This is a genomic window from Ligilactobacillus sp. RTP31139st1_D10_RTP31139_211217 (assembly GCF_040226755.1).
Lineage (GTDB): Bacteria > Bacillota > Bacilli > Lactobacillales > Lactobacillaceae > Ligilactobacillus > Ligilactobacillus animalis.
The window spans coordinates 97642-123551 of the sequence record NZ_JBCOAR010000006.1; the positions used below are offsets into that span (position 1 = coordinate 97642).

General features: G+C 42.7%; 26 protein-coding genes, 1 pseudogene and 1 riboswitch. Of the genes and pseudogenes, 23 read left to right on the plus strand and 4 right to left on the minus strand.

What is annotated here, in order from left to right; all coding sequences use genetic code 11:
• The first annotated feature begins 146 nt into the window (after nucleotides 1-146).
• The 10 genes and pseudogenes from ABT996_RS05245 (at nucleotide 147) to ABT996_RS05290 (ending at nucleotide 9578) form a co-directional block, all read left to right on the plus strand.
• Nucleotides 147-914 carry an AzlC family ABC transporter permease gene (locus tag ABT996_RS05245; RefSeq protein WP_005919097.1) on the plus strand — a complete coding sequence of 256 codons (768 nt, stop codon included), beginning with the start codon at nucleotides 147-149 and terminating at the stop codon, nucleotides 912-914.
• A 2-nt stretch (nucleotides 915-916) separates the two neighbouring features.
• Entirely contained in the window at nucleotides 917-1258 is a 342-nt protein-coding gene (locus ABT996_RS05250; RefSeq protein WP_005919099.1) for an AzlD domain-containing protein, read from the plus strand.
• A 56-nt stretch (nucleotides 1259-1314) separates the two neighbouring features.
• Complete coding sequence (locus ABT996_RS05255; protein ID WP_035446869.1) at nucleotides 1315-2130, plus strand: alpha/beta hydrolase; 816 nt, start codon at nucleotides 1315-1317, stop codon at nucleotides 2128-2130.
• Nucleotides 2131-2169: 39 nt separating this feature from the next.
• Nucleotides 2170-2958, plus strand: a complete 789-nt coding sequence (locus ABT996_RS05260; protein ID WP_035446871.1) for a hypothetical protein — start codon at nucleotides 2170-2172, stop codon at nucleotides 2956-2958.
• Between the two features lie 295 nt (nucleotides 2959-3253).
• Nucleotides 3254-4687, plus strand: coding sequence for a PTS sugar transporter subunit IIC (locus tag ABT996_RS05265; RefSeq protein ID WP_010690350.1), 1434 nt, complete (start codon nucleotides 3254-3256; stop codon nucleotides 4685-4687).
• 25 nt (nucleotides 4688-4712) lie between these two features.
• Nucleotides 4713-5030 carry a PTS sugar transporter subunit IIB gene (locus ABT996_RS05270; RefSeq protein ID WP_035446873.1) on the plus strand — a complete coding sequence of 106 codons (318 nt, stop codon included), beginning with the start codon at nucleotides 4713-4715 and terminating at the stop codon, nucleotides 5028-5030.
• Between the two features lie 13 nt (nucleotides 5031-5043).
• Nucleotides 5044-5367, plus strand: a complete 324-nt coding sequence (locus ABT996_RS05275) for a PTS lactose/cellobiose transporter subunit IIA (protein WP_010690353.1) — start codon at nucleotides 5044-5046, stop codon at nucleotides 5365-5367.
• 73 nt (nucleotides 5368-5440) lie between these two features.
• Nucleotides 5441-6314, plus strand: a pseudogene (locus ABT996_RS05280) (ROK family protein).
• Between the two features lie 5 nt (nucleotides 6315-6319).
• Complete coding sequence (locus ABT996_RS05285) at nucleotides 6320-7711, plus strand: glycoside hydrolase family 1 protein (protein WP_035446875.1); 1392 nt, start codon at nucleotides 6320-6322, stop codon at nucleotides 7709-7711.
• A 229-nt stretch (nucleotides 7712-7940) separates the two neighbouring features.
• The gene (locus tag ABT996_RS05290) at nucleotides 7941-9578 is read left to right on the plus strand and encodes an APC family permease (protein WP_010690357.1); all 1638 of its coding nucleotides are present in this window, start codon (nucleotides 7941-7943) and stop codon (nucleotides 9576-9578) included.
• 244 nt (nucleotides 9579-9822) lie between these two features.
• Here ABT996_RS05290 and ABT996_RS05295 read toward each other — a convergent pair whose 3' ends face one another.
• Complete coding sequence (locus tag ABT996_RS05295; protein WP_010690359.1) at nucleotides 9823-10479, minus strand: phosphatase PAP2 family protein; 657 nt, start codon at nucleotides 10477-10479, stop codon at nucleotides 9823-9825.
• Between the two features lie 151 nt (nucleotides 10480-10630).
• Here ABT996_RS05295 and ABT996_RS05300 point away from each other — a divergent pair, with 151 nt between their 5' ends.
• The 5 genes from ABT996_RS05300 (at nucleotide 10631) to ABT996_RS05320 (ending at nucleotide 14096) form a co-directional block, all read left to right on the plus strand.
• Nucleotides 10631-10810 carry a hypothetical protein gene (locus tag ABT996_RS05300; protein ID WP_004050766.1) on the plus strand — a complete coding sequence of 60 codons (180 nt, stop codon included), beginning with the start codon at nucleotides 10631-10633 and terminating at the stop codon, nucleotides 10808-10810.
• A 13-nt stretch (nucleotides 10811-10823) separates the two neighbouring features.
• On the plus strand, nucleotides 10824-11714 hold the full coding sequence (locus tag ABT996_RS05305) for an RluA family pseudouridine synthase (RefSeq protein ID WP_035446877.1): 891 nt from the start codon (nucleotides 10824-10826) through the stop codon (nucleotides 11712-11714).
• Between the two features lie 91 nt (nucleotides 11715-11805).
• Nucleotides 11806-12453, plus strand: a complete 648-nt coding sequence (locus ABT996_RS05310; RefSeq protein ID WP_010690363.1) for a metal-dependent transcriptional regulator — start codon at nucleotides 11806-11808, stop codon at nucleotides 12451-12453.
• Nucleotides 12454-12626: 173 nt separating this feature from the next.
• On the plus strand, nucleotides 12627-12827 hold the full coding sequence (locus ABT996_RS05315) for a cold-shock protein (protein WP_004050761.1): 201 nt from the start codon (nucleotides 12627-12629) through the stop codon (nucleotides 12825-12827).
• Between the two features lie 87 nt (nucleotides 12828-12914).
• Nucleotides 12915-14096: an MDR family MFS transporter gene (locus tag ABT996_RS05320; RefSeq protein ID WP_010690364.1), complete on the plus strand. Its 1182-nt coding sequence runs from the start codon at nucleotides 12915-12917 to the stop codon at nucleotides 14094-14096.
• A gap of 102 nt (nucleotides 14097-14198) precedes the next feature.
• On the opposite strand, the gene ABT996_RS05325 is transcribed toward ABT996_RS05320, so the two are convergent.
• From ABT996_RS05325 to ABT996_RS05335, 3 genes are read right to left on the minus strand one after another with little or no spacing between them, the layout of a single operon-like run.
• Nucleotides 14199-15308 (minus strand): LCP family protein, encoded by a 1110-nt coding sequence (locus ABT996_RS05325; protein ID WP_010690365.1) that lies wholly within the window; start codon nucleotides 15306-15308, stop codon nucleotides 14199-14201.
• A gap of 22 nt (nucleotides 15309-15330) precedes the next feature.
• A complete protein-coding gene (locus ABT996_RS05330) occupies nucleotides 15331-15702 on the minus strand; it encodes a DUF1634 domain-containing protein (protein WP_010690366.1) in 372 nt (123 codons plus the stop codon).
• Nucleotide 15703: 1 nt separating this feature from the next.
• Nucleotides 15704-16549 (minus strand): sulfite exporter TauE/SafE family protein, encoded by an 846-nt coding sequence (locus ABT996_RS05335; protein ID WP_035446879.1) that lies wholly within the window; start codon nucleotides 16547-16549, stop codon nucleotides 15704-15706.
• A 219-nt stretch (nucleotides 16550-16768) separates the two neighbouring features.
• Here ABT996_RS05335 and ABT996_RS05340 point away from each other — a divergent pair, with 219 nt between their 5' ends.
• From ABT996_RS05340 to ABT996_RS05375, 8 genes are all read left to right on the plus strand, one after another.
• A complete protein-coding gene (locus ABT996_RS05340) occupies nucleotides 16769-17575 on the plus strand; it encodes a zinc ribbon domain-containing protein (protein WP_010690370.1) in 807 nt (268 codons plus the stop codon).
• Nucleotides 17576-17639: 64 nt separating this feature from the next.
• Nucleotides 17640-18143, plus strand: a complete 504-nt coding sequence (locus tag ABT996_RS05345) for a GNAT family N-acetyltransferase (RefSeq protein ID WP_035446881.1) — start codon at nucleotides 17640-17642, stop codon at nucleotides 18141-18143.
• 11 nt (nucleotides 18144-18154) lie between these two features.
• On the plus strand, nucleotides 18155-18685 hold the full coding sequence (locus ABT996_RS05350; RefSeq protein WP_035446883.1) for an Rrf2 family transcriptional regulator: 531 nt from the start codon (nucleotides 18155-18157) through the stop codon (nucleotides 18683-18685).
• Nucleotides 18686-18840: 155 nt separating this feature from the next.
• Complete coding sequence (gene alsS, locus ABT996_RS05355; protein WP_010690375.1) at nucleotides 18841-20520, plus strand: acetolactate synthase AlsS; 1680 nt, start codon at nucleotides 18841-18843, stop codon at nucleotides 20518-20520.
• 16 nt (nucleotides 20521-20536) lie between these two features.
• Complete coding sequence (budA, locus tag ABT996_RS05360; protein ID WP_010690376.1) at nucleotides 20537-21259, plus strand: acetolactate decarboxylase; 723 nt, start codon at nucleotides 20537-20539, stop codon at nucleotides 21257-21259.
• Between the two features lie 51 nt (nucleotides 21260-21310).
• A riboswitch (Lysine riboswitch) is annotated at nucleotides 21311-21487 on the plus strand.
• A gap of 115 nt (nucleotides 21488-21602) precedes the next feature.
• Entirely contained in the window at nucleotides 21603-23087 is a 1485-nt protein-coding gene (locus ABT996_RS05365; protein WP_035446886.1) for an amino acid permease, read from the plus strand.
• Between the two features lie 300 nt (nucleotides 23088-23387).
• Nucleotides 23388-24674, plus strand: a complete 1287-nt coding sequence (serS, locus tag ABT996_RS05370; RefSeq protein WP_010690378.1) for a serine--tRNA ligase — start codon at nucleotides 23388-23390, stop codon at nucleotides 24672-24674.
• Between the two features lie 166 nt (nucleotides 24675-24840).
• Nucleotides 24841-25461, plus strand: coding sequence for a histidine phosphatase family protein (locus tag ABT996_RS05375; RefSeq protein WP_035446888.1), 621 nt, complete (start codon nucleotides 24841-24843; stop codon nucleotides 25459-25461).
• Nucleotides 25462-25910: the final 449 nt, after the last annotated feature.

Below are 25910 nucleotides of genomic sequence, written 5' to 3' on the forward strand. Positions count from 1 at the left end.
GTGACTTAGCCACGGTTTTTGTCATTAACAATAATGTGTTATAATCAAAATTACAGGGAGTTTTTTATCTATATACATGGAGTGTTTTTGGCACTCCATACTCTTTTGGTGGCTTTGGTCACTAAATTTCACTGGAGACAATTGAATTGGAAAATGTAAAACCACGTTGGCGTGAGGTCTTGGATATCTCAATGCCACTATGCTTGAGTTACATTCCGATCGGGTTAGCGTGTGGTATCTTGCTACATGCTGCTGGATTTAGCTGGATCTTAACAACGTTGGTCTCGTTGTTGGTCTTTTCTGGTGGGGCGCAGTTTATGATCGCCTCAATGTTGGTGGCAAATGCCCCAATGCATACGATCTTGATCATGTTATTCTTTCTCGAATTACGCTATGCCTTACTTGGTTCGAGTTTATCGCAATATATGCGGGGGACGAGCAAAAAATTTCTCTATCTTTTTGCAGCTTCGTTAAATGATGAGAACTATGCTGTCAACTACTTGAAATTTGCGACAGATAAGGGTTGGACACCTAAAGATGCACTTATGGTCGAACATTATTCATTACTTTTCTGGACAGGTGCTAACTTAGTCGGTAGTTTGATCGGTAATATGATCAAGATCAATTTGGATATCGTTGATTTTGCATTGACGGCGCTCTTCTTATATATGATCGTCATGCAGATCAAGAATGTTTTAACGATCTTTATCAGTCTTTTGTCAGCTGTTTTGGCGATCATCGCAATGGTCTTGATCAAGAGTACGATGGGACTTGTGGTGGCAACGTTGCTCGCTTCATTGGTCGGCTTTATGGTCGAAGATTATTTAGTCAAGCACGGGCATGCAAAAGGCTTCTTACTCAAGAAGATCAAGCCTAAAGCAAGTCGCAAAGTCATCAGCAAGTCAGGAGAATAGTTATGCATATGTCGAGTATGGATCATTTGATTTTAGTTCTATTATCAATGGTGGTGGCATTTTTGCCCCGTTTCATTCCGTTGCGTATCTTCTCTACCCGTGAGATCCCCCAATGGTTCAATGAGTGGATGAAATATGTGCCGGTATCCTTATTTACGGCTTTGGTCGTTAAAGATATTTTTATCAATACAAAGGATTACTCTTTTATTGGCTTAGGCTATCTAGCCAAGATCTTTGCAGCTGTTATCGTGATCGGGGTCGCTTACCGCTCACGTTCAATGGGCCTTTCAGTCGTTTTTGGTTTGATCGCAGTTGCATTATTAGCGTTAGTCTTACCAGTATAATTACGAAAGTTTAGACTGTTGCCAAAGGGTGATGGTCTTTTTTTGAGGTGAATAAGATGAAATACTTTACAAAGAAAATGATAACGCCCCTATCAACGACGGCGGAATTGACGGGGTATGTTCCCGATAATTCACCTGAGATCGACCTTAAACGTAAGCGTCCGGCTGTTATCATCTGTCCAGGGGGAGCTTATCGGATGACAAGTGATCGTGAAGCCGAAGCAGTAGCATTCAAATTTTTAGGGATGGATCTAGCGGCCTTTGTTTTACGGTATAGCTGTGCACCAGCGCGTTATCCCGTGGCCTTGCTCGAACTAGCCGAAAGTGTCCGCTATGTGCGTGCGCATGCTAAAGAATTTGCTCTTGATCCGGATAAGATCATTATTTTGGGAATGTCTGCTGGAGGGCATTTAGCGGCGAGTTTGGGGACTTTATGGACCGATGAGCTGTTTAACGATCACGGTTATGCAAAAGAGATGATCAAGCCTAATGGGATGATCTTGTGTTACCCTGTGATCACAGCGGGAGAATTTAGCCATAGCGGTTCATTTGATAACTTAGTTGGTAAAGATCCAAAGCTGCGCGAATTCTTGTCCTTAGAAAAACGCGTCACCGCCGCTACGCCACCAACATTTATCTGGCATACGGTTGCTGATCAAAGCGTTCCAGTCGAAAATAGTTTGTTATTTGCGCAAGCTTTGCGTAAACATGGTATTGATTTTGAAATGCATCTCTATCCATATGGGCGACACGGGCTTAGTCTGGGGACCAAACAAACTGCTAAAAAGGCTAACTATATCGAACCAGCCGTTCAAAGTTGGATCAGTTTAGTTGAAACTTGGTTAGTAGGGGGCAACTTCCAGCCAAAATAGCCGATAAATGCTATAATGAACGGGATAGGGGGCGAAATGATGAAAAGATGGCTATGGTGGACGGTGATCGGACTTTTCTTAGCATTCATCTTTGTGGGTTACGGTGTGACAAAAAGAGTCGAGACCGCTAAAAGTTATCGATCGGCTCTAGAATTGGGCCAAGCCTATGTTAATGATGGTAATTATGTTGCAGCTAAGATCTCTTTTCAAGATGCGTTGAAGAAAAAGCCAAGTGATGAAACAGCTAAGCTTTATCTTGAGCAGACAAAATGCTATGAACAAGGACTTGATCAGATAGAAAATAAGCAATATAGCAAGGCACGGACTAAATTCCATCAAGTTGCTTCTGAGAATTCGGGTCTAAGTATTTTGGTCAAGCGAGCTTCTGAAAAGCAGATGGAGCTTAAAGAAGTGATCGCTCAATCAAAGAATTTTGAACAGATCTATGCTAGAGCTGATTCATTAGCTAAAAACTACGAATATACGTCATCCAATACCCAACTTGCAGTGATCTTAGGTTACGGTAATATCAAGGATAATTACTATGATGATATTCGCCAAAAAGCCCAAGCATTGAAACGCTCAAATGATGCAGAATTGCGGGCGTTAGGTTATAATGTCCAACCACCCGTGGAAGATGAGTTGAGTGCTGCTGAACTAGCTCAACAAAATAACATTTCAAAAGCACAACTCGAGCAGGCAAAAGTAGAACTCCAAAAAAATGGAGTCAATGTCACTGATCTAGATGATAAGCAAGTCATCAAAGTCATTTTGCAGGCGCGTAATGAACAAAAATCAATTTCTGAACTCACTGAAGAGTATAAGTAAGGATCGTCACAGGGCGGTCCTTTTTTGTATGCTGATCTCAAGGGCATATTGATTGTTATTGATCTAGTCTTGTGCTATAACAAAATTAGTTAAAATATTTTTTGTAACTCTATTTTTAATTCAGTATATACTTTTTATGTATATGAGTTGACTAATGAGGAAAAAGAATATATACTAAGTGTGTAAAAATGATTAAGCGGTTACAAAAATGTATTTTGCATTTTGGGCGCCCATAATGTGCGTACGCTTTTGTAAGCGGTTAAATATAAACTAAAAGAATATGGAGATGAAACAAATGGCAGAACAAAAGCAAAGCTCATTTGGGGCGTTCATCAATGCTAAGATATTACCTCCGATCATGAAATTTGTGAATACGAAGGCGATCGTAGCATTAAAAGACGGTATGGTCTATGCCTTACCATTTATCATTATCGGATCGATCTTCTTGATCTTGAACTCCTTCCCGATCCCTGCGGTACAAGAATGGTTCAAAGATATTGGCTGGTCAGTCTTCTTTAATCAAGCATATCAAACAACATTTGCCATTATTTCGATTTGGACGGTAATTGGGATCGCCTATGTGTATGCCAGAAATGAAAAACAAGAAGCTCTACCTTGTGGCCTAACAGCCCTATCAGTTTTCTTGTTACTACAAAATTTAGTCGTCAACAGTCCTTTAGTTTCAGCAATGGGTAAAGATGGTGCCGGGATCACAGATGCTGCCGGCAAGGTCGTTTATACCGGGACACAAGTTGCTGAACAGATCGATAAGTTACCACAAGTCATCCAAAATTATTTGACCTCACCTGTAACGGGTGCGATCAACATGACTTGGTTAGGTGGACAAGGGATGATCGCAGCGATCATTGTTGGTCTCTTAGTCGGTTGGAGTTATACAGCGATGGCTAAAGCTGGTTGGAAGATCACCTTGCCAGAACAAGTACCAGCTAACGTAGCTAACCAATTCTCAGCAATGATCCCATCTGGTGTGATCATTACAGTTTCGATGTTGATCTACGCTTTCTTTGCTAAAGTATTCAACACCGATATGTTGCAATGGATCTACGATGTTTTACAAGCTCCTTTGCAAGGGCTTTCTGACTCGCTCGGTGGTGCTTTGATCTTAGCCTTCATGGTCGTGTTCTTCTGGTTCTTTGGGGTCCACGGGGGCTTGATCATGGGTGGTATCGGTGGTGCCTTCTTACTACCAAATACCGCTGATAACGCTGCTTTACTCGCTAAGGGCGAATTGACCATGCAAAATGGTGCTCACATCGTAACAAACGAATTTTACAACAACTTCATCAATTTGACTGGTTCAGGGATCACGATCGGGTTGCTTGTCTTTACTTTGACAGCAGCCAAATCAGTCCAATTCAAGTCATTAGGTAAAGTTGAAGCTGTACCAGGTATCTTTAACATCAACGAACCATTTCTATTTGGGATCCCGTTGGTCATGAATCCGTGGTTAGCGATTCCGTTCTTCATGACACCAGTTGTTGTTGCACTTTCGACTTACTTGGTGATCTACTTTGGCTTAGTTCCACCAACTGGAGCTGCCGCACCATGGACGACACCGCCGATCATTTCAGGTTTCTTGATCGGGGGCTGGAAGATGGCATTATGGCAAGCGATCGTCTTACTGATCTCAGTTGGGATGTATTGGCCATTTGCTAAGAAGTACGATAAATATCTCTGCCAACAAGAAGCAGCAAATGAAACAAAATAATTATTTAGGAAAAGGATGAATCACAATGGCTGAAAAAATTATTATGTTAGCCTGCTCAGCAGGTATGTCAACTTCAATGTTAGTTGCAAAAATGCAAGAAGAAGCAAAGAACCGTGGAAAAGACTATGAGATCTTTGCTAAATCAGTGGCTGATATCGATCATCAATTTGAAACAGAAAAGCCCGATGTGTTGATGTTAGGACCACAAGTGGCATATATGAAAGCTGATGTCCAAAAGAAATGTGATGATGCTGGAGTGCCAATGGAAGTTATCAACATGACAGATTATGGCATGATGAACGGTAAAAATGTGCTTGATGAAGCTGAAAAAATCATGGGATAGAGGATAGAACAAGATGACAGATGAAAGAATGCAGATCGTCATGGGCCTGATCATGGCGGGTGGCAATGCGAAAAACTGTGCCGTCGAAGCGATCACAGCTGCGAAAAACGGTGATTTCGCTTTGGCTGAAGAAAAGATCAAAGATGCAAATCAAGCGATCGTGGATGCGCATAATGTGCAGACCGATATGTTGACCAAAGAAGCTCAAGGTGAACACACAGAGATCGATCTATATATGGTCCACGCACAGGATCATTTGATGACAGGGATCACATTTGTTGATCTAGCTAAAGAGATCATTGCCGTCTACAAACGCTTAGACGAAGAAGGTAAATAAGATAAAAGGTGCGCAGAGTATGGAGCGCACCTTTTTTACTAGAGGTAAAAGTATATACAATTAGGAGGGTGCTATGGAGAACTTGATCTTGATCGATATTGGTGGCACGACGATCAAATTTGGCATAAAGCAAGGTCCAAATTTGGAAGTTTTGCCAGCTAAGCCAACACCTAAGATGTTAGCTGAATTTTATACTTACTTGGAAGCTGTCGTTGCGTCATTAAAAAAACAATATCCAATTCAAGGCGTTGCGATCAGTAGCCCAGGAGCAGTCGATCAAAAAACAGGTGTGATCAAAGGAGCGAGTGCGCTACCCTATATCCACAATTTTAAGATCCAAGCGGAATTGGAAAAGTACTTTGACTTACCGGTCAGTTTAGAAAATGATGCGAATTGTGCCGCCTTAGCCGAGATGGTCGATGGAGCGGGCAAAGCTGTCAAAGATGCGATCTTTCTAGTGATCGGGACCGGTGTCGGGGGGTGCTTTGGTCGAAAATAAACGCATCCGCCACGGTGCACATCTCTTGGCCGGTGAGGTCGGTTACTTACTGCTCGGACAAGAGATGACTGTCAGCCAAGCAGTTTCCCCCGTTAGTTTGGCTAAGCGCTATAACACTAAAACGGGACGAAATATCAGTGGTAAAGAAGTCTTTGAGCGAGCTCAGGCGGGGGATGAAGTGGCTCAGGCTGAAGTTGAGCAAGCAATGCAGACGTTAGCGACTTTGCTCTATGATCTGCAGTACAGTTTTGACCCAGAGCTTTTCATCATCGGGGGTGCGATCTCCAAAAATGAACAACTTTTACCGCTGCTCCGTGCGCACCTAGCTAAGATCAAAGAACACGTTGAAATCGCTGACGTAATGCCTGAAATAACGGTTTGCAAGTATCATGAACAAGCAAATCTTTTAGGTGCTGCGATCAATTTTGAACACAAAATGGAGGCATGAAAACTATGTATACATTTCCAAAGAATTTCGTTTGGGGAGCAGCGACATCTGGTCCACAATCAGAAGGTAACTTTAAAAAACGCCATCAAAATGTTTTTGACTATTGGTATGCGCAAGATCCAAATGAATTTTACGCTGGCGTAGGCCCGGATACAACGTCTAATTTTTATAACGATTATGAAAGCGATTTAAAGTTGATGCGTCAAGCCGGGATCAAAGCTTTAAGAACCTCGATCCAATGGAGCCGTTTGATCGCAGACTTTGAAACGTGTGAAGTCGATCCCGAAGGTGCTGATTTTTATAGTCGTGTGATCGATGCCATGTTGGCTAACGGGATCACACCATATATCAATTTATGTCATTTCGATATGCCCATCGAATTACAACATAAATACGGCGGTTTTGAATCGAAGCACGTGACCGATCTTTTTGCGGGCTTTGCCAAGAAGTGTTTTGAAATTTACGGTGATCGGGTTGATCATTGGTTTACATTTAATGAACCTAAAGTGATCTTAGATGGTGGTTATCTCTACCAATTCCACTATCCGCTAAAAGTCGATGGTCCGTTAGCAGTTCAAGTAGCTTATAACTTGAACTTAGCTTCAGCCAAAGCGATCAAGGCTTTCCGCGAACTTTACGGACAAGATGAGTATAAAAAGATCGGGACGATCCTGAATTTGACCCCAGCATATCCAGCCAGCGATAGCCCCGAAGATCGGGCGGCTGCGGAATTTGCTGAACTTTGGGCCAACAAGATGTTCTTAGAACCAGCGATCTTAGGCCATTATCCACAAAAATTAGTCGATATTTTGACTAAAGATGGCGTCTTGTGGGAAGCAACTCCGGCTGAAGTTGAGTTGTTAAAAGAAAATACGATCGATGTTTTAGGGATCAACTTCTATCACCCATTTAGAGTCAAGGCACCGGCCGTTTCTTCCCAGAGTTTACAACCATGGATGCCAGACATTTACTTTGATGAATATGAGATGCCAGGTCGTGTGATGAACGTCGATAAGGGCTGGGAGATCTATCCTAAAGCCTTGTATGATATTGCTTTAAATATTCGCGATAATTACGGCAATATCGACTGGTTCGTATCTGAAAATGGGATGGGTGTCTCGAACGAAGAGCGCTTTATGGATCAAGCTGGTATGGTCTGTGACGACTATCGGATCGAATTTATGCAAAAACACTTGAAAGAATTGCATAAGGGGATCCAAGCTGGTTCTAATTGCAAAGGTTATTTTGTCTGGACGGGCATCGATTGTTGGTCATGGAAGAATGCCTACCGCAATCGCTATGGCTTGATCAGAGATAATATCCATACTCAGATCAAAACGCTGAAGAAATCAGGCCATTGGTTCAATGAATTGAGCCGGCAAAATGGTTTTGAATAAGGAAAATGTAGCTACTGCTGTTAAAAGACGTAGCTAAGCTATATAGTGGAAACGTGTTCGCCAAAGCAACACCTAGCAAATAACAGGGAACCAAGTACGATGCAAAATGCGCATCATGCTGAGTTCCCTGTTATTTATATGGTGCTGACCACTTTACCTCACACTCTAAGTGAATTGCACCAAATTTAAATAAATGGTAACATAAGAAATATTCGACCAGACCAAGTGTATGGTCAGTTTGATCGAGGTGCAGATCGTGCAAAAAAGAAGTATAAGTTTATTTTCAGCCACAATGCTAGCCTTAAGTTCGTTGATCGGCTCAGGTTGGCTCTTTGGTTCCAGTGAGGCTGCCAGTGTTGCTGGCCCAGCCGCCGTTATTTCCTGGGTTATTGGGGCGGTCGTGATCGGGATCGTGGCGTTCAATTATATCGAATTAGGTGTTATGTTACCTGAAAGCGGCGGGATGAGTCGCTATCCGCAGTATAGTCATGGACCGTTAGTTGGTTTTATCGCTTCGTGGGCTAATTGGCTCTCTTTAGTAGCTTTGATCCCGATCGAAGCGGTAGCCGCCGTCCAGTATATGAGTACTTGGCCGTGGGCATGGGCTAACTGGACGAATGATTTTATGAAAAATGGGCAGATCGTAGGTAAAGGATTGATCGTAGTCTTCCTGTTTATGGTGGTATTTACCCTGTTGAATTTTTGGTCCGTTAGCATTTTAACGCGATTTACGAATCTGATCTCAGTCTTTAAGATCGCGATCCCGTTGTTGACGATCATTTTATTGATGAGTTCTGGATTTTATGTAGAAAATTTTGGTCATACTTTAGCTGAATTTATGCCAAATGGTTCAAGTCCAGTATTTGAGGCTACTACAGTTTCAGGGATCATTTTGTCGTATAATGCTTTTCAAACAGTTATCAATATCGGTGGTGAGATCAAAGATCCTCAGAAAAATATTTTCCGCGCGATCACGATCTCACTGACGATCGCAACAGTCATTTATATCATGCTTCAGATCGCTTATATTGGGACGATCACGCCAACACAATTGGCAACGCATGGATGGAGTGGCTTGAATTTTGCCTCGCCGTTTGCTGATATTGCGATTCTATTAGGTATCCACTGGTTAGCCGTACTCTTGTATTTAGATGCTTTTGTTTCACCATTTGGAACGGGTGTCTCATTTGCGGCCACATCAGGGCGAACTTTAGCAGCAATGACATTGAATCGGCGGATCCCAAAGTGGTTAGGCGAGGTCGATAGTACGTATGGTAATCCACGTTTTGCTTATTTAGCGAATTTTGCAGTGGGAGCTTTGTTGGTGTTAGTTTTTCGTGATTGGGCTCTCTTAGCCAGTGTGATGGCGACAGCGACGTTGATCGCATATGCCACAGGTCCGGTGACAGTTATGGCATTTCGCAAATTACGGCCCGATTATACGCGTCCGGTGCATTCAAAGATGATGCCCGTGATCGCACCACTAACCTTTGTGATCGCAGGTTTAGCGATCTATTGGGCGATGTGGCCCACGACAGTTCAAGTTATTTTTGCGATCTTACTAGGGCTTCCGATGTACATGTATTACGACCGTAAAAATGGGCAGATCTCATGGAAACGTCAGCTCAAGAGTGGGGGCTGGTTGTTAGTATATCTAGCTTTCTTGTCAATGATGTCGTATGCAGGAAGTAAAGGTTTCAACGGGCAAGATTGGATCAAGTATCCGTATGACTTTTTGATCATCATAGTGGTAAGTCTAGTCTTTTACTACTGGGGCTTAGCGAGTCGCATGCCAGACAGCCCAGATCTAGAGGCCGCGGACAAGTTGAATAAGAATGTGAGACAGAGTGTGAGACAGCACGGGTAGCTCCGTACAGATAACGCGGTCCCTCCTATAATGCGTATTTTGCATTGTAGGAGGGACCGCGTTATCTGTACGGAGCTGTGCTGTCGAACACGTTTAGTCTATATAGCTCAGATGCGTTTTTTGCATCGTGGTGCCCCTGCGTTATTTACTAGGCGTTGTACTGTCGAACACGTTTCGGCTACGTTTGGGGTATATATAAATATAGTATACAAAAAAGGTTTGATGAAGATGTCACCAAACCTTTTTATGCGTCGTGTTGCTGCTCGGGATGTTTTTTCAAATAAGCTTCTGACAACATCAAAGAGCATTCAAATAAGAAACCCACTAATAAGACGCTGGCGATCGTATCGGTCGGATAATGGACGTGAAGATAGATCCGAGTCAAAGCGATCACGATGATCCAAAGAACGCCTAGAACGTGTAGAAGAGTTTTTATTCCTTGGTTGTGGAGATGGGGTAGGAATAAAACAAAGACTAACAAAACAAAAAGCGCTGTGCCAAATGTATGGCCACTAGGAAAACTATAGCCCCCGATCTCAACTAACCGATCACTAGGGCGTGGGCGAGCAACGAGATTTTTAACGATCCAATTGATCAAGTTACAACCGACGACTGTCAATAAAGCCCAGATCGCATTATAAACATCATGTAATAGGTAAACGATCAAACACAATAAGAGACAATAGATAAGTGACATCTCGGGGCCCCCCAAGAAAGTCAGCTTATCGACAAAGTCTGTCATCGTTGAATTGGTGATCGGTAGCAGTAATTTTTGAACAGCGGTATCAAAACTGACAATGAGTGGGGCTTTTAATTTGACCAAAGTTGCCAAGCTGAGAAATAACACTAGGTAGACCGTGGCGTATAATGGGCGACATTTATTAGGCGTAATATGTGCCAATAAAAATTCACCTCTCTCGTAATATTAGTAAACTAGTTTACATTTTACTACAAATCAACTTACAATTCACACAGTCATTTGCGCCAGACAAGGCTAGTTGGTATAGTAAGTATGTGAATCGTTGTCGCTTTTAAAAGCAAGGGGGATCAATATGTTACCTAAACGCAATTATGCTGAAATGATCATTATCTTACTTGGAGTTACTTGGTACTGTTTAGGTAGCTTGTTAGCACCATTGATCGTCGCACAAGATTTTTGGCTCAAGGCTATGCTGTTGCTACTACTCTTTGTGATGATCTTTGATATTTTGATAATGATATATTGGCGCTAGAAAGAAGGATCAGATGAAGGTTACTTGGCAAAAAGAAGATACAAGACAACAGACTTTAAAGAGTTTCTTACGCAAACAAGGGGTCAGTCAACGTCTGTATGGCAAGCTAAAAAAAGGATATGGTCAGGTTTTGATCGATGGCCAAAAAACTAAACTTGCAATTTTATTGGATCGACCAGTTGCGGTCACCTTGAAATTACCGGCTGATGCTGCAGAAGAAAATGTGGCGGTCAGTCATGCACCGATCGAAGTGATCCATGAAGATGAGTTTTGGCTCGTTGTCAATAAGCCAGCTGGTTTGACGAGTGTACCTGGGCCAAGTAATAGCACCGATACGCTGGTCAATCGGGTCAAGGGCTATCTCATCGAACAAGGTTCAGCTGTAAAAGCGCCACGGATCATTACGCGGTTGGATCGCTATACGAGCGGGTTGGTATTATTTTCCAAACACAGCTTTGCCCAAGCCCAAATTGCTAGTCAGGTCGAATCACATCGAATGGATAAGCGTTATTTTGCATTGGTCCAGGGGCAAATAGCGCGTGAACACGGCTTTATCGAAGGTCCGATCGCACGTGTACCTGATGATGTCAAATACCAGATCACGTCGGATGGTCGCTTCGCTAAGAGTGAATACTGGCTTGAAAAGAGCAATGCTGAATTATCATTAGTTCAGGTCAAACTACACACTGGGCGTACGCATCAGATCCGCGTCCATTTTAGTGAAAACGGGCATCCATTGTTGGGCGATAAGCTTTATGGTGGTGAACGTACTTTGATCGCACGCCAAGCCCTTCATGCGGGAAAGCTCGGTTTTACCGATCCGTTCACCAAAAAGTATCTGGAATTTTCCTGTCCTATACCACCAGATATGCAACTGATTATTGATAAAGAATTTAGAAACTAGCGGGCAGAAAGCCTGTAATTTACCAAAGTTCTGTTATAATAGACAAGTAAAGTTCTATTTTGAATAAATAAAGTGTTTCGAGGTACTTGAAATGACACCGAAAAAAGAAGACTATCTAAAAATAATATTTGAATTAGGCGGAAGAGAGAAGAAAGTCTCAAATAAACAGATCGCGATGAGTTTAAATATCGCGGCTGGTTCGGTGACGGAAATGGTCAATAAGCTAGTGAAAGAAGGGCTAGCAACACATGCGCCTTATGCCGGGATCTCTTTGACGGATGAAGGTGTAAAGGTAGCTGAAAAATTGGTTAGACGCCACCGCCTCTGGGAGACTTTTTTAGTAGAGAAGCTAAATTATAAATTACAAGATGTGCACAGTGATGCCGAAGTTTTGGAACATGTGACAAGTGATAACTTGATGGATCATTTAGAAGCCTTTTTGGATCATCCCAAGTATTGTCCGCATGGTGGGGTGATCCCTGATAAACTCGGACACTATGAAGAAGAAAGCCACTTGACGTTATCTGAAGCTAAAGCAGGCAGTACGATCACGGTCGATCGCTTTACCGATAACCACGATCTTTTGACTTACTTAGATGACATCGATATTAAGATCGGGGATACGTTAGAGGTGTTGGAACATGCACCATTTGAAGGACCGATCCGTTTACGCTTTACCCAAAATGGGCAAGAAACAAGCATCGGTTATAAAGCTGCACATTATATTTTTGTCAAATAAGGCTTTTTAGTATCATAAAAAAAAATCGTGTGCTATAATTATAATCGTATTTCTGTATAGGCTATTGTGGCTAGGATTTATCTTTGATAACTTTCTCCATTATGCGCTGATTAGAGGAATTACACTATATTTTTTAATGTGCCGAGATTGGCGCAAGGAGGAGTTCAATTATTATGGAACAAGGAACAGTTAAATGGTTTAATGCTGATAAAGGTTTTGGCTTTATCACACGCGAAGATGGTAGCGATGTATTCGTACACTTCTCAGCTATCCAAGGTGAAGGCTTCAAGACTTTAGATGAAGGCCAACACGTAACTTTCGATGTTGAAGAAAGCGAACGCGGACCACAAGCTGCTAACGTAGTAAAAGACTAATAAGTGGTCTAAGTCATAACGCTTAGACTTTTGAATCGAAAAGAGGCTGTCTTGTACGGTCTCTTTTTTGTTATTTAGGGGGAAATTATGGCTAAAAGGGAATTAAAATTAAGCTGGTTATTATGCGGTAATTTTATCGTTTCGGTCGGTAGTAGTTTATTATGGCCGCTGACTACGATCTACATGCACAACTATCTTGGCCAAAGTTTGACTACGGCTGGGATAGTGCTCTTTATCAATTCGCTAGCGTTGATCGCTGGTAGTTATTTAGGTGGCCGGATGTATGATAAAGATCGTAAAAATGCTCGGCGTTGGTTGTTAGGAGCGATCTTTTTATCGACGTTAGCGGTCTTTTTATTGATCTTTTTCAACGGTTGGCCGACATTTGCGATATTGTTACTTTTGGATAACTTTGGTGGGGGGATCGCGATCACGATCGAAAACTCGTTAGCCACTGGGATCAAAGAAAAAAGTTCACGCCAAGTTTTTAACATGTTGTATTTCATGCAAAATGTCGGTGTCGTGATCGGTACGTTACTTGTTGGGCTACTCGTTGAGATAAGTATCGAGTGGATCTTTATCATCAACTTTATCTTGTTTGCTTTCTTTTGGCTTGTGGTCTACCACCATTATTATGTGCCCGAAGCTGCTTTGGTCAAAGAACAGGCGACTAAAAAGGGACATGATAAGACGCCATTACGCTATGTTTGGGTCATCGGAGCAATCTTAGTTCTTTTCTTTGCGATCGAGACCGGTTATTCACAATGGCAGAGCAACTTGTCGATCTACATGGAATCATTGGGGATCTCCGTTAAGAGTTATGGTTTCTTGTGGACGATCAATGGGATCGTGATCGTCTGTGGTCAGCCACTACTAAATAAGCTACTGGATGATATTTTAAAGATAAAACTGATCTATAAGCTCTATTTAGGGGCAGCGATCTTTGTCCTTGGCTTTTTCACCTTATTATTTGCGACTGATTATCCTCACTTTATCCTGACGATGGTCATCGTGACCTTGGGTGAGATCTTGACTTTCCCAACGATCCCAGCTGTTGTTGATAACTTGAGTACTTTAAGTGAAAAGGGTAAATATCAGGGCGCGGTCAGTGTTTTTGCTGCTTTAGGGCGGGCGATCGGTCCCTTAGCTGGTGGCTTGATCGTGGATAATTCATCGTACAATATGCTATTTACCGTGATGATCGCCATGATGGGGCTTGCAACGCTCTTTGTTATTGTGGTAGCTCAGTTTAATTTAGCTAAAAAATAGGTCAAAAGATATGCCCCAAGTGCGAGCGTAAATAATAGGGACCCCATTATGATTTTAAATCATAGTGGGGTCCCTATTATTTATACGACGCTGACTCTTATTTTAATTACTTTCAATGTCGATCTGAGCGGAATCAGAAAGAGTATTCCCAGTCGAAGCTTGCTTTAAGTTGAGAGCTGAACGTAAAAGATCGGTGATCCGTTGTTTTTCTTCTGTTGTAGGTACTTCAAATGATTCACCGTTGATCATTTGGCCTTGGCCCCGTAAGCTGTCGGTCTGCATGTCGTGAGTGGCAACGCGATATTTGCTACCTAAGATCACGAGATCATCAAAGCTCAGATCAGTCACCATTTGTTTTGAGATCGTGGAGAGGAATTTCTCATTGATCAAGTTGGTCAGATCGGCACCCTTAAATGCAACTTGTGTCAAGACTTGGCGTTGGCGCGCTTGCCGACCATAATCACCGTCAGGATCATCATAGCGCATACGTACGTAAGCTAAAGCACGTTTGCCGTCCATATGGGTCTTTTTGCCTTTTTCAAAGCTTTGCCCGTCATAGGTGAATGTTAGTAGTGGGTCGACATCAACGCCCCCAACGGCATTGATCAGTTTTTCCAAACCGCCCATATTGATCGTCGCGTAAAAGTCGATCGGGACGTTGAGATATTTTTGGACAGTCTTAACAGCTGTGGCTGAACCACCGTATTCATAGGCAGAATTTAGTTTGCTTGGGAAGTATTCTTCATAGCCCGAGACAGCTACTTCAGCGTCACGCGGCAGGCTGACCACGGTCATTTTCTTTTTCTCGGGATTCAGCACGGCCACGATCATCGTGTCAGTCCGCCCTTTGAAAGTCCGACCTAAAGCACCAGTATCAGTCCCCATCAAAAGGACCGAGATCGGGTGCCCATCTTTTAAGGTCGAATTCACATCACGCGCTTTTTTGATATTTGAAGAATTATAGATCGAATCTGCTGCTTTTTTAGCACTGGTATATTTTTGATAAGCATAGCGCCCGCCAAAGATCAGTGCGACCACAGTGACTAATAGTGTCCAAAAGAAACATCCCCGGCGCTTTGAACTAGGCTTTGCGTGGCGCTGTTTTCGAGCTTTGTGTGTTTTTTGATTACGATAAGTCTCACGGCGACTTGGGATCGCAGCGCTAGAGCTAGTGGAGCGGTCATCAGGGTGATTTTGATTGTTGTTTGGCATAAAATTAGTCCTTTCTTTAAAATCAGTGGTGGCCTACGATAACGCTAATGATCAAGATCAACAAGACCAAACTGGTTATTTTGACGTAAAGCATATCTTTTTCTTGGTAAAAGGCATAGATAGAGATCACAACGCGTAAGACCGGGGTCAAGATCAAAAGATAGATCCCAGCCATCATATAAGCGTACGCCTTAAAGCTAATGAGTCCCTGCCAGATCGCAGGTAGAGTAGTTGGAAAGCTCGTGGCCGGATAACCACTGTTGCCTGTGATCAAAAACATAGCAAAGCCTAAGATCATTACGGCAGCTGAGAATAAGACACCGATCCGCATTATTTTACCGATCACGAGCTCGACTTCTAACATTTCTTTGCGTGTAGAGTTATTTTTTGACATTTTAGATCGCCACCCCAAATCCTTTAAGAATCATTTGTAATCCTAAGTAAAGTAGGATCGGGATAAAGATCAAGCGAATGATCTTTGAAGGTAAGACCTGCATGATCCGGGTCCCAATCGTTGAACCGCCTAAGATCCCTAAGGCTAAGGGAACTGCTAGATCAGGTCTGATCGAACCGTTAAAGAAGTAGACCGTTGCACTAGCTGCAGCCGTAACGCCCATCATTAAATTACTGGTAGCACTTGAAGGTTTGAGTGGCATTTTCATCGCCCCGTCCATTGCCATGACTTTAAAGGCACCCGAACCGATCCCAAGCATCCCAGACGCTAGCCCTGCTCCCAGCATGATCAAGAAACCACCGGGAACATTTTCCACTTGATAATCGATCTGCTGTTTGGTGTTTTTGTCATAATAAGAGCTATTAAGATTGAATTTTTCGGCCCATTTATCAGCGGTGACGTGTTGTAAGACTTCTTGGCCACTGCGCATTTTACGGTACATGTTCCAGCTGGAAAAGACCAACAGACTACCAAAGAGAATATATAAGATCATCGGATCAAAGGCCCCGGTCAATAGGGCTCCGATGATCGCCCCGATCGTAGTTGCGATCTCAAGAAACATCGCGACCCGTAAATTCAACACATCATCTTTTAGAAAAGCGATCGTTGACCCGGAACTGGTCGCGATAACAGCGATGATACTAGCTCCGATCGCATATTTGATATCAAGACCCATAGCGAGAGTGACGATCGGGGTAACGATCATCCCACCACCGATCCCGAGAATAGATCCCATGATGCCGGCAAAGATACCGACACCGAGCATAAGTAGTGCTGTATGCAGCATATTAAAACTACCCCTTTATCTATTTAAAATACTAAACATATTAATTTTAGCAAATTATCACAGTATAAATTTTAATAATTTATTAAAGTATGTTCGTGAATCATTATAACAAGGGTCAGGCGCTACTTAAAGCGATTTAAAGGTTTAAGCTTATTAGACCCACTAAAAGAAATTACGTTATAATGGTAAAAACGAGTAACGAAAGGATGCAAAAAAATTATGGTTTATTGTCAACGCTGTGGTCGTGAGATCGATGAAGCGCGCATGCATTGCCCTTATTGCGGTGTCTTACAAGAACGTGAGCTGGAAGGTGAGAAAAAACCTTGTCGCAAGTGTAACGAAAAGATCCCCGTCAATGCTAACTATTGTCCTTATTGTGGGCATGATCAAGCGATCTTTGAGTACCGTGAGACGCCAAGAGAAGCTGAGGAAAAAGAGGTTGAGACCACGCCTGAGCCTAAGCTTGAAAAAGATGCACAGAGTCTAGCCGAATTAGTTGATCAGATCAGAGCAGAAAATGAGAAATATCTAGCTAAAAGACAAGCTGAAGCCAAAGAAGCTCAAGAAAAACGGACTTTTGGAAAAAATGAGAATCCCGAGCCTAACTTGATCGCTTCTACTAAATTGATGTTACGTGACACGTTCAGGACTGATAAACGGATGGGACGAGCAGACTTTTGGTGGGGGTATTTAGGGATCACGATGTTGACGGTCTTGTTGACGTTCCCACTTGCGCTTATTGTCCAAATTTGGCAGTCGGTGGCGCCAGATTCTGCGATGATGGCAATGGAGATCATGGTTTATTTTTTGATGTGTTTTTATATTTTAGAAATGGTTACTGGGTTGATCCGGCGTTTTCGAGATGCTGAGATCCCCGTGCTCTATGTTGTTTTAGCTTTAACAGTCGTCGGTGAGATCATTTGCTTATTTTTAGCAACGCGCCCGCAAAAAGTGACGAATTTGGATTACACCTTTGAAGCGCGGAGCAAAAAGCGACAAAATGATCAAAATAAACCGGGTAGATGATGGCAATTAAAGTGCGGCAAGCGTATAATTTAGATAATGAATGTCGCCAAACGAGGTGGGTGCGATGTTAGAGACAAGGCGCCTTTTGTTGAGGACCTTTGATCCACTAGATGCAGCTGATGTTTTAGAATACACTAGTCAAAAGCAGGTGGCTAAAGATGCAGGCTTTATGCCGTGTGAGACTTTGATGCAGGCGCTATTTTTTGGGAAGATGTTACAAAGTAAAAAGCATTTTGTGATCGAACTCAAAGGACAGCAAAAAGTCATTGGCAATATCGGTCTCTATGAAGTTCCCGCCCACCAAGCTGGACTTGTCTTTGAAGTAGGCTATGTGCTAAATCAAAACTATTGGCACAAGGGCTATATGACCGAAGCGCTTAAGGCACTTAGCTATTTCGCTCAAAGCAAAGGAGCGGTCGGTCTAGAAGCACGAGTTGCTAAGCGAAATCAGGCCTCGATCAAATTACTTGAGCGCTGTGGCTTTGAAGTCATCGAAAGATACGTTGTCAACGAGTGGTTCGTTGTCCAAGAAAATTGTTCACAATTGCTATTTTATAAACAGCTATAGGGGGTGAAAGTATGCAGTTAAAGCGAGGGTTTGAACAATCAGTTTGTATTTTAGCGTTGCTAGCGACGCAAGAACAAGATATTCCCTTATCCTCAACTGTGATCAACGCCCGACTCAAAGGCTCACAGACCTATCTGCGTAAATTAATGCGCAAGTTGGTCGTTGGGGGCTTAGTGACGTCTGCTTCCGGCAATAATGGTGGTTTTAGATTAGCTCGTGATCCAGCTGAGATCGACTTAGCCCAGATCGTTGAAGTAGTCGAAGGGCCACTGGAATCTTATCCAAGCACTGACCTATTCAATGCAGTTTTTTCGGATTTTAAACCTTTGGCTAAGGAGGGCAGTAGTGCGATCCAACGGGCTTTTGCCACAGCGGATGCGCTTTGGATAAAGCAATTATCCCAAGTCACGATCTATCAATTGCTATGTGAGGCTTTTAACACCAAGATAATTCCCCGGATCGATTGGAATCATTTGGGTGGGGGCGACCCCGACCAGATCGAAGCCTTGATCAAGAAGATAAAAAATAGTTTGAAATTATAAGCTAAACGCGTACGGAAGATCCCGGCGCGTTTTTTGTTTAGCTGTAAATGAGGCATACGCTTTGGCTTGCACTCTACTTGAAAATAAATTGTGTTATGTATATAGTTATAACTAGAAGTAAGAAAACGTTTAAAATTGAGTAGGGGGAATTAAGTGTGTCGGAAAAAGAATATTACGGCGCGGATGCGATCGTTGATAGCTTGATCAACCATGATGTTAAATTTGTTTTTGGGATCCCGGGAGCTAAGATCGACCGGGTTTTTGAATTGCTTGAACATCCTAAAGATCCACGTACGCCAAAGTTTGTTTTGACGCGTCATGAACAAAATGCGGCTTTCATGGCTGCTGGTGTAGGGCGGATCACAGGGAAACCTGGGGTCGTGATCGCAACGTCAGGTCCGGGTGCTTCTAACTTAGCAACTGGTCTGGTAACTGCCACAGCGGAAGGAGATCCTGTTTTAGCGATCGCGGGGCAAGTACAACGGACTGACCTCTTGCGTTTGACGCACCAAAGCATGAAAAATGCAGCTTTGTTTGAACCAATCACAAAATACAGTGCAGAAGTTCAAGAACCGGAAAATGTTTCCGAAGTGATCGCTAATGCTTATCAAGAAGCTGAAGCCTCTAAACAAGGTGCAAGTTTTGTCTCAGTACCACAAGACGTGACAGATGGTAAGGTCAAGACCAGTGTGATCGAACCACTTGAAGCACCTAAATTGGGACCAGCTAGTCCGATCGAATCGACTTTGCTTTCCCAACGTATCAAAGCAGCCAAGCTACCAGTTCTCTTGTTAGGGATGCGGGCTTCTGATCCTGAAACAACGGATGCAATCCGCCGTTTGATCGCTGCGACACATTTACCAGTAGTTGAGACCTTCCAAGGTGCAGGGATCATCCCACGTGAATTGGAAGATGATTTCTTTGGCCGGGTCGGTTTATTTAGAAATCAACCTGGGGATCAATTGCTCAAGAAAAGTGACCTTGTGATCGCGATCGGTTATGATCCGATCGAATACGAGCCACGCAATTGGAACTCTGATCGTAGTGCCAACATCGTAGTTATCGACTCGATGCGAGCTGAGATCGACAAGAATTATCAACCAGAACGTGAATTAGTTGGTGACATTTCGCAAACATTAGATTTCTTGTTGCCGTACATGAAGGGCTACTCGGTCCCAGAAGAATCAAAGGCTTACTTAGATTCATTGCGTAAGACTTTGGAAAAACGTGACGTTCCGCCTGAAGTGACCAAAGATCAAGTTCAAAGTCATCCATTGAGCATCATCCAAGCTTTACAAGATCGGGTCACAGATGAAATGACCGTGACAGTTGACGTTGGTAGTTTCTATATTTGGATGGCCCGTCACTTTAGAAGTTATGAACCACGCCACTTGCTCTTTAGTAACGGGATGCAAACATTAGGGGTCGCTTTACCGTGGGCGATCTCCGCGGCTTTGGTCCGTCCGAATACCAAAGTGGTCTCGGTTTCAGGGGACGGTGGTTTCTTGTTCTCATCCCAAGACTTGGAAACGGCAGTCCGGTTGAATTTAAATATCGTGCACATTATTTGGAATGACGGTAACTACGATATGGTCAAATTCCAAGAAGAGATGAAATATGGTAAGTCGGCCGCTGTTAAATTTGGCCCCGTCGATTTCGTGAAATATGCAGAAAGCTTTGGCGCCAAAGGTTATCGCGTCAATAAAGCTTCTGAATTAGAAGAAGTATTAGATAAGGCCTTCAAAGAAAAGGGACCAACGATCGTGGATGTACCGGTCGATTACAGTTTCAACCAAGAATTAGGTAAGACGATCTTGGAAGACCAATTACACTGATCGAGGTAGAGGATATATGGAAAAATATGAAAGTCGTGTCTATCAACATGGGACTTTAGGGATGTTAGTTCCCGGTCTGTTTGAAGGCACATTGACGGTAGCTGACCTGTTAGAGCATGGCGATTTTGGGATCGGGACTGCCAGTGGGCTGGATGGTGAAATGGTCTTGTTAGATCACACACCTTATTTGGTCCAAAGCACAGGTGAGGTCCGGATCTTAAAGCCCGAGGAAAAAGTGCCTTTTGCTACGGTCCACTTTGATCAAGCCAAAGATACGTTTACAGTTAGAGCTTTGACGCAAAAGCAGCTAGGTGAGCAGATCTTGGCTAATTATCCGTACAAAAATCTGTTCTTTGCAGTTAAGATCACGGGGCGCTTTAACAAAGTTAAGACACGTGCGGTCGAAAAGCAAACCCGGCCCTATAAGACCTTGACGCAGGTAGCGGATGAACAGGCTTTGTTTGATGCTGAAGCGATCACGGGTACGGTCATTGGTTATTTTGCACCAGAAATGTTTCAAGGGATGGCAGCAGCCGGCTATCACTTGCATTTCTTAGCCGATGATAAGTCAATGGGGGGCCACTTACTTGATTTTGAGATCGAGCAAGCTACGGTCCAATTGCAGCCGTTTGCTACGATCGAGCAACATTTCCCAGTGGCAGATCAAGAATTTTTAGCAAAAGACTTGGCGATCGCTGATCTACATGCTCAGATCGAGCAAGCGGAGGGACAAAATTAAAGATATGTCTTGCAATTAGATCGCATCCAAGTTAAAATTGGAAATTGAAAACGTCGAAGAAGAGGTCGCAAAAACCATCAGTAGCTAGGTGGAGTTGATAAAGCAACGCTGAAACCTAGTGAAAGGGGAATTTGCCGAAGCTGGGCAAACTTTATTTTGTCTAGGCTGGGGCCCGGTTTAAGAGATCGGGAACTGTCGTAGTTGTAACTACGGAGCGCTATCGAGATGAGTGGCAGTTTGCTACAAGAATGAATTGATAGATGATCAAAGCGCACTTTCGATGTCTCGGAGGTGCGCTTTTTATATGCTTGCACGACTTCTCTAAAAAATAGGAGGAATTTTCATGGCAGAGAAGAATACAATGAAGCGGTCATTGAAGACAAGACATTTGTCGATGATCGCACTTGGTGGTAGTATCGGGACTGGTTTATTTGTGGCCAGTGGCTCAGCGATCTCGACCGCGGGACCTGGTGGCGCTTTGGTGGCGTATCTAGGGATCGGTCTGATGGTCTACTTTTTGATGACATCTTTAGGGGAGATGGCAACTTATCTTCCGGTGACAGGTTCGTTTGCGACTTATGCGCGCCGCTTTGTTGATCCGGCATTTGGTTTTGCGATGGGATGGAATTATTGGTTCAACTGGGCGATCACATTAGCGGTTGATATCTCGACGGTCGCCTTAGTTTTGAAATTTTGGTTCCCACATGTTCCAGCTTGGGTCTTTAGTTTATCAGCATTACTACTTATCTTTTTTATCAATGCCTTATCAGTTAAATCTTTTGGTGAAGCTGAATACTGGATGGCTTTGATCAAAGTCGTAACAGTTGTCGTCTTTTTAGCAGTTGGGTTACTAACGATCTTTGGTATTTTAGGTGGGCATGCAACTTACTTAGAAAACTTTACTAAAGGTGATGCCCCATTTGTTGGGGGGATCCCAACGATCTTGAGCGTCTTTGTTGTAGCCGGGTTCTCTTTTCAAGGGACTGAATTGATCGGGATCACAGCCGGTGAGACTAAAGATCCTGAAAAGAGTTTACCAAAAGCGATCAAACAAGTCTTTTGGCGGATCTTGCTCTTCTATATCCTTTCGATCTTTGTGATCGCCTGCATCATTCCTTATACGAGTCCAAACTTATTAGGTTCTGAAGCAAGCGATATTGCGATCAGTCCATTTACCTTAGTCTTTAAGCGGGCCGGTCTTGCTTCCGCTGCTTCGGTGATGAATGCTGTTATTTTGACTTCGGTCTTATCGGCGGCTAACTCAGGGATGTATGCCTCGACCCGGATGTTGTTTGCTTTAGGTGTCGATGGCGATGCACCGAAGATGTTTTCGCGGGTCAACTCCCGTGGGATCCCGATCTTTGCTTTGCTCGGGACGACGCTCGTTGGTCTATTTACATTTTTAGCAAGTATCTTTGGTAATCAAGTCTATACTTTCTTAGTGAGTGCTAGTGGTTTGACTGGTTTTATCGCTTGGATCGGGATCGCGGTCTCGCATTATCGTTTCCGCCGTGCTTTCAAAGCGCAAGGTCATGACTTAAGTGAGTTGAAATACAAGGCTAAGTGGTTCCCATTTGGTCCGATCCTAGCCTTGATCTTGTGTATCTTAGTCATCATCGGCCAAGATATCCAATCATTCAAGGACTTTAACTGGCAAGCGATCGGGGTCTCCTATATGTCAGTTCCATTGTTCATCATCTTGTATGCTTACTATAAGATCAAATATAAGACTAAAGTTATTCCATTGGATGAAGTGGATCTGACCCCACATGATATTTCCAAAGAAAAAATGGAAATGCAAGAAAAAATCGATGAAAGTCTAGAATAGACTTGCTATTTTGCAAAATAAATATTATGATACTGGTATAAATAATCGAAACATCTGAGTTCGCCATAAGTAGGCATGACAGAGACATGGTGGTCGCTGCAAACCATGACGCCGAAACTCCAGCGTAACCTTGTATGGGCGGGTAATGCCGCACGGGAAAACCGTTATTTGTATATGAGTGCGACGTTATGTCGAACTTGGGTGGTACCGCGAAAAGAGTCTTTTCGTCCCAATTTAGGGGACGGAAAGGCTCTTTTTTTCGATTAGATAAAATAATTAGCTAAATTAGGGGGCAATAAGATGTTAGATATTAAAATGATCCGTCAAAATCCAGATGATATCAAAGCTCGTTTGGCAACACGTGGTGTGGAAGCTGAAACGATCGATACATTATTGGCAAAAGATAAAGAACGCCGTGAACTTTTGGTGCAATCAGAATCTTTGAAGCAAAAGCGTAATGAAGTATCCGAAGCGATCGCACAAGCTAAGCGTAACAAAGAAGATGCGACCGAAGCGATCACAGCAATGCGTGAAGTCGGTGGCCAGATCAAGCAACTCGATGCACAATTAGCTGAAGTTGAAGAGATCGTCCATGATATGGCGGCACGCTTACCAAACTTGCCTAACGCAACGATCCCAGTTGGTCCGGATGAAGATTACAACGTTGAATTGCGTAAAGTGGGCACACCACGTAAATTTGACTTTGAACCTAAAGCTCACTGGGATATCGGTGAAGATCTAGGTATCTTAGACTTTGAACGTGGGGCTAAAGTTTCTGGTGCACGTTTTGTCTACTATAAAGGTTGGGGTGCTCGTTTGGAACGTGCAGTTTATAACTTTATGTTGGATGAACACGCTAAGGAAGGTTATACCGAAGTTTTACCACCATATATCGTCAATGCCAAGACAATGTATGGTACAGGACAATTCCCTAAGTTCAAAGAAGATGTTTACCAAGTAAATGGTGAAGATATGACTTTGATCCCAACTGCGGAAGTTCCATTGACTAACTACTATCGTGATGAAGTTATCCCAACGGATCAATTGCCAGTCTACTTTACAGCTTTGACACCAAGCTTCCGTTCAGAAGCTGGTAGTGCAGGACGTGATACGCGCGGGCTTATTCGGATGCACCAATTCAATAAAGTTGAAATGGTCAAGTTCGCTAAACCAGAAGAATCATATAACGAATTAGAAAAGATGACTCAAAACGCCGGTGATATCATGGAAAAATTGGGTTTGCCATACCATGTGATCACTTTATCAACAGGTGATATGGGCTTTAGTGCAGCTATGACACATGACCTTGAAGTTTGGATGCCAGCGCAAGATACCTACCGTGAGATCTCAAGTTGTTCTAACTGTGAAGATTTCCAAGCACGGCGCGCCCACATCCAATACCGAGATGAAAATGGCAAATTACAATTCGTGCATACTCTAAACGGCTCAGGTCTAGCTGTTGGGCGGACAGTCGCTGCTATTTTGGAAAATTACCAAAATGAAGACGGTTCGGTCACGATCCCTGAAGCCTTACGTCCATATATGGGTGGCTTAGAAAAGATCACAAAAGATGATCCCGAAGCATAATTATTAAGATGATCGTGGATAAGGCGGTCATTACGACAGGGACCCATCATGATTTCGTATCGTGATGGGTCTCTTATTGTATTGTTGAACATATTATGGAAGTTGCGCGAATAAATTGGATAGCGTAAAATAAACAAGTGATTTTTTGAAAGGATAGATATAAGAGATGACAACTTTTTATTTAGTACGCCACGGCAAAACTGAGTATAATCGTGATGGCCGTTTGCAAGGTGCTGTCCATGATTCACCCTTATTGCCCCAAAGTATAGCTGATGCAAAACAAACTGGTAAAGCTTTAGCTGATATTGATTTTGTAGCTGCTTTTTCCAGTCCGCAAAAACGTGCTTTAGATACTGGTAAAAATATCGTAGCTCAATTTGAGACGCCGTTGCAGTTTGAAACTTTAGATGATCTGAAAGAATTTGATTTTGGGATCTGGGATGGTGATCTAGCGACTAAACATCAAGCTGATCCTATTTGGCAGACGTTTTTAAATGATCCGCTCAATTTTGATGGTAGTGCGATCGAGGCGGAAAACTATTCTGAATTAGCAGAACGTGTAAAACGTGCTTTGATTCAGATCGCTAAACGTTATCCAGAAGGTAATGTCTTAGTGACAGCCCACGCGTTAGTGATCACATTTGGTGTTAAATATCTTTTAGGAAAAGATCTCAATACGATTCGGCGTGAAGGACTTGTTGCTAATACCTCAGTAACAGTTTTAGAAACTAAAGATCAGTCGACTTTTGAACTGAAAAAATGGAATGATACAACGCACTTAAAATAAATTTAAAAAAATTGTTGACGTTGGCAGTAAGACTTGGTAATATATTATTTGTCGTTGAGATGACGACAGCAACTTTAAAAAAAGTTATTGACATTGAGTTGTTGATAATGATAAGATATAAAAGTTGTTGTTGAGATCGACGATAACAAAAAATTAAAATATTTATTGACAAATCATTTGATGATTTGGTAAGATAAATAAGTCGCCTAGAAATGATGCTTAAATAATTATTTAAAAATAATTATTGACATCGATTCTGCGAGATGATATAATAAAGAAGTTGTTACTAAACAGCTGATTTATAAAAAAGGTAGATCTTTGAAAACTGAACAAAGTTTCGATAAGCAAATGTGCAGGGTCTCTTATCCGAGCGATAAGAGCAATAAACATTTTGCGAAGTCAATTCGCTAGTAAAAATAAAGAGTCACAAACTTTAAATTGAGAGTTTG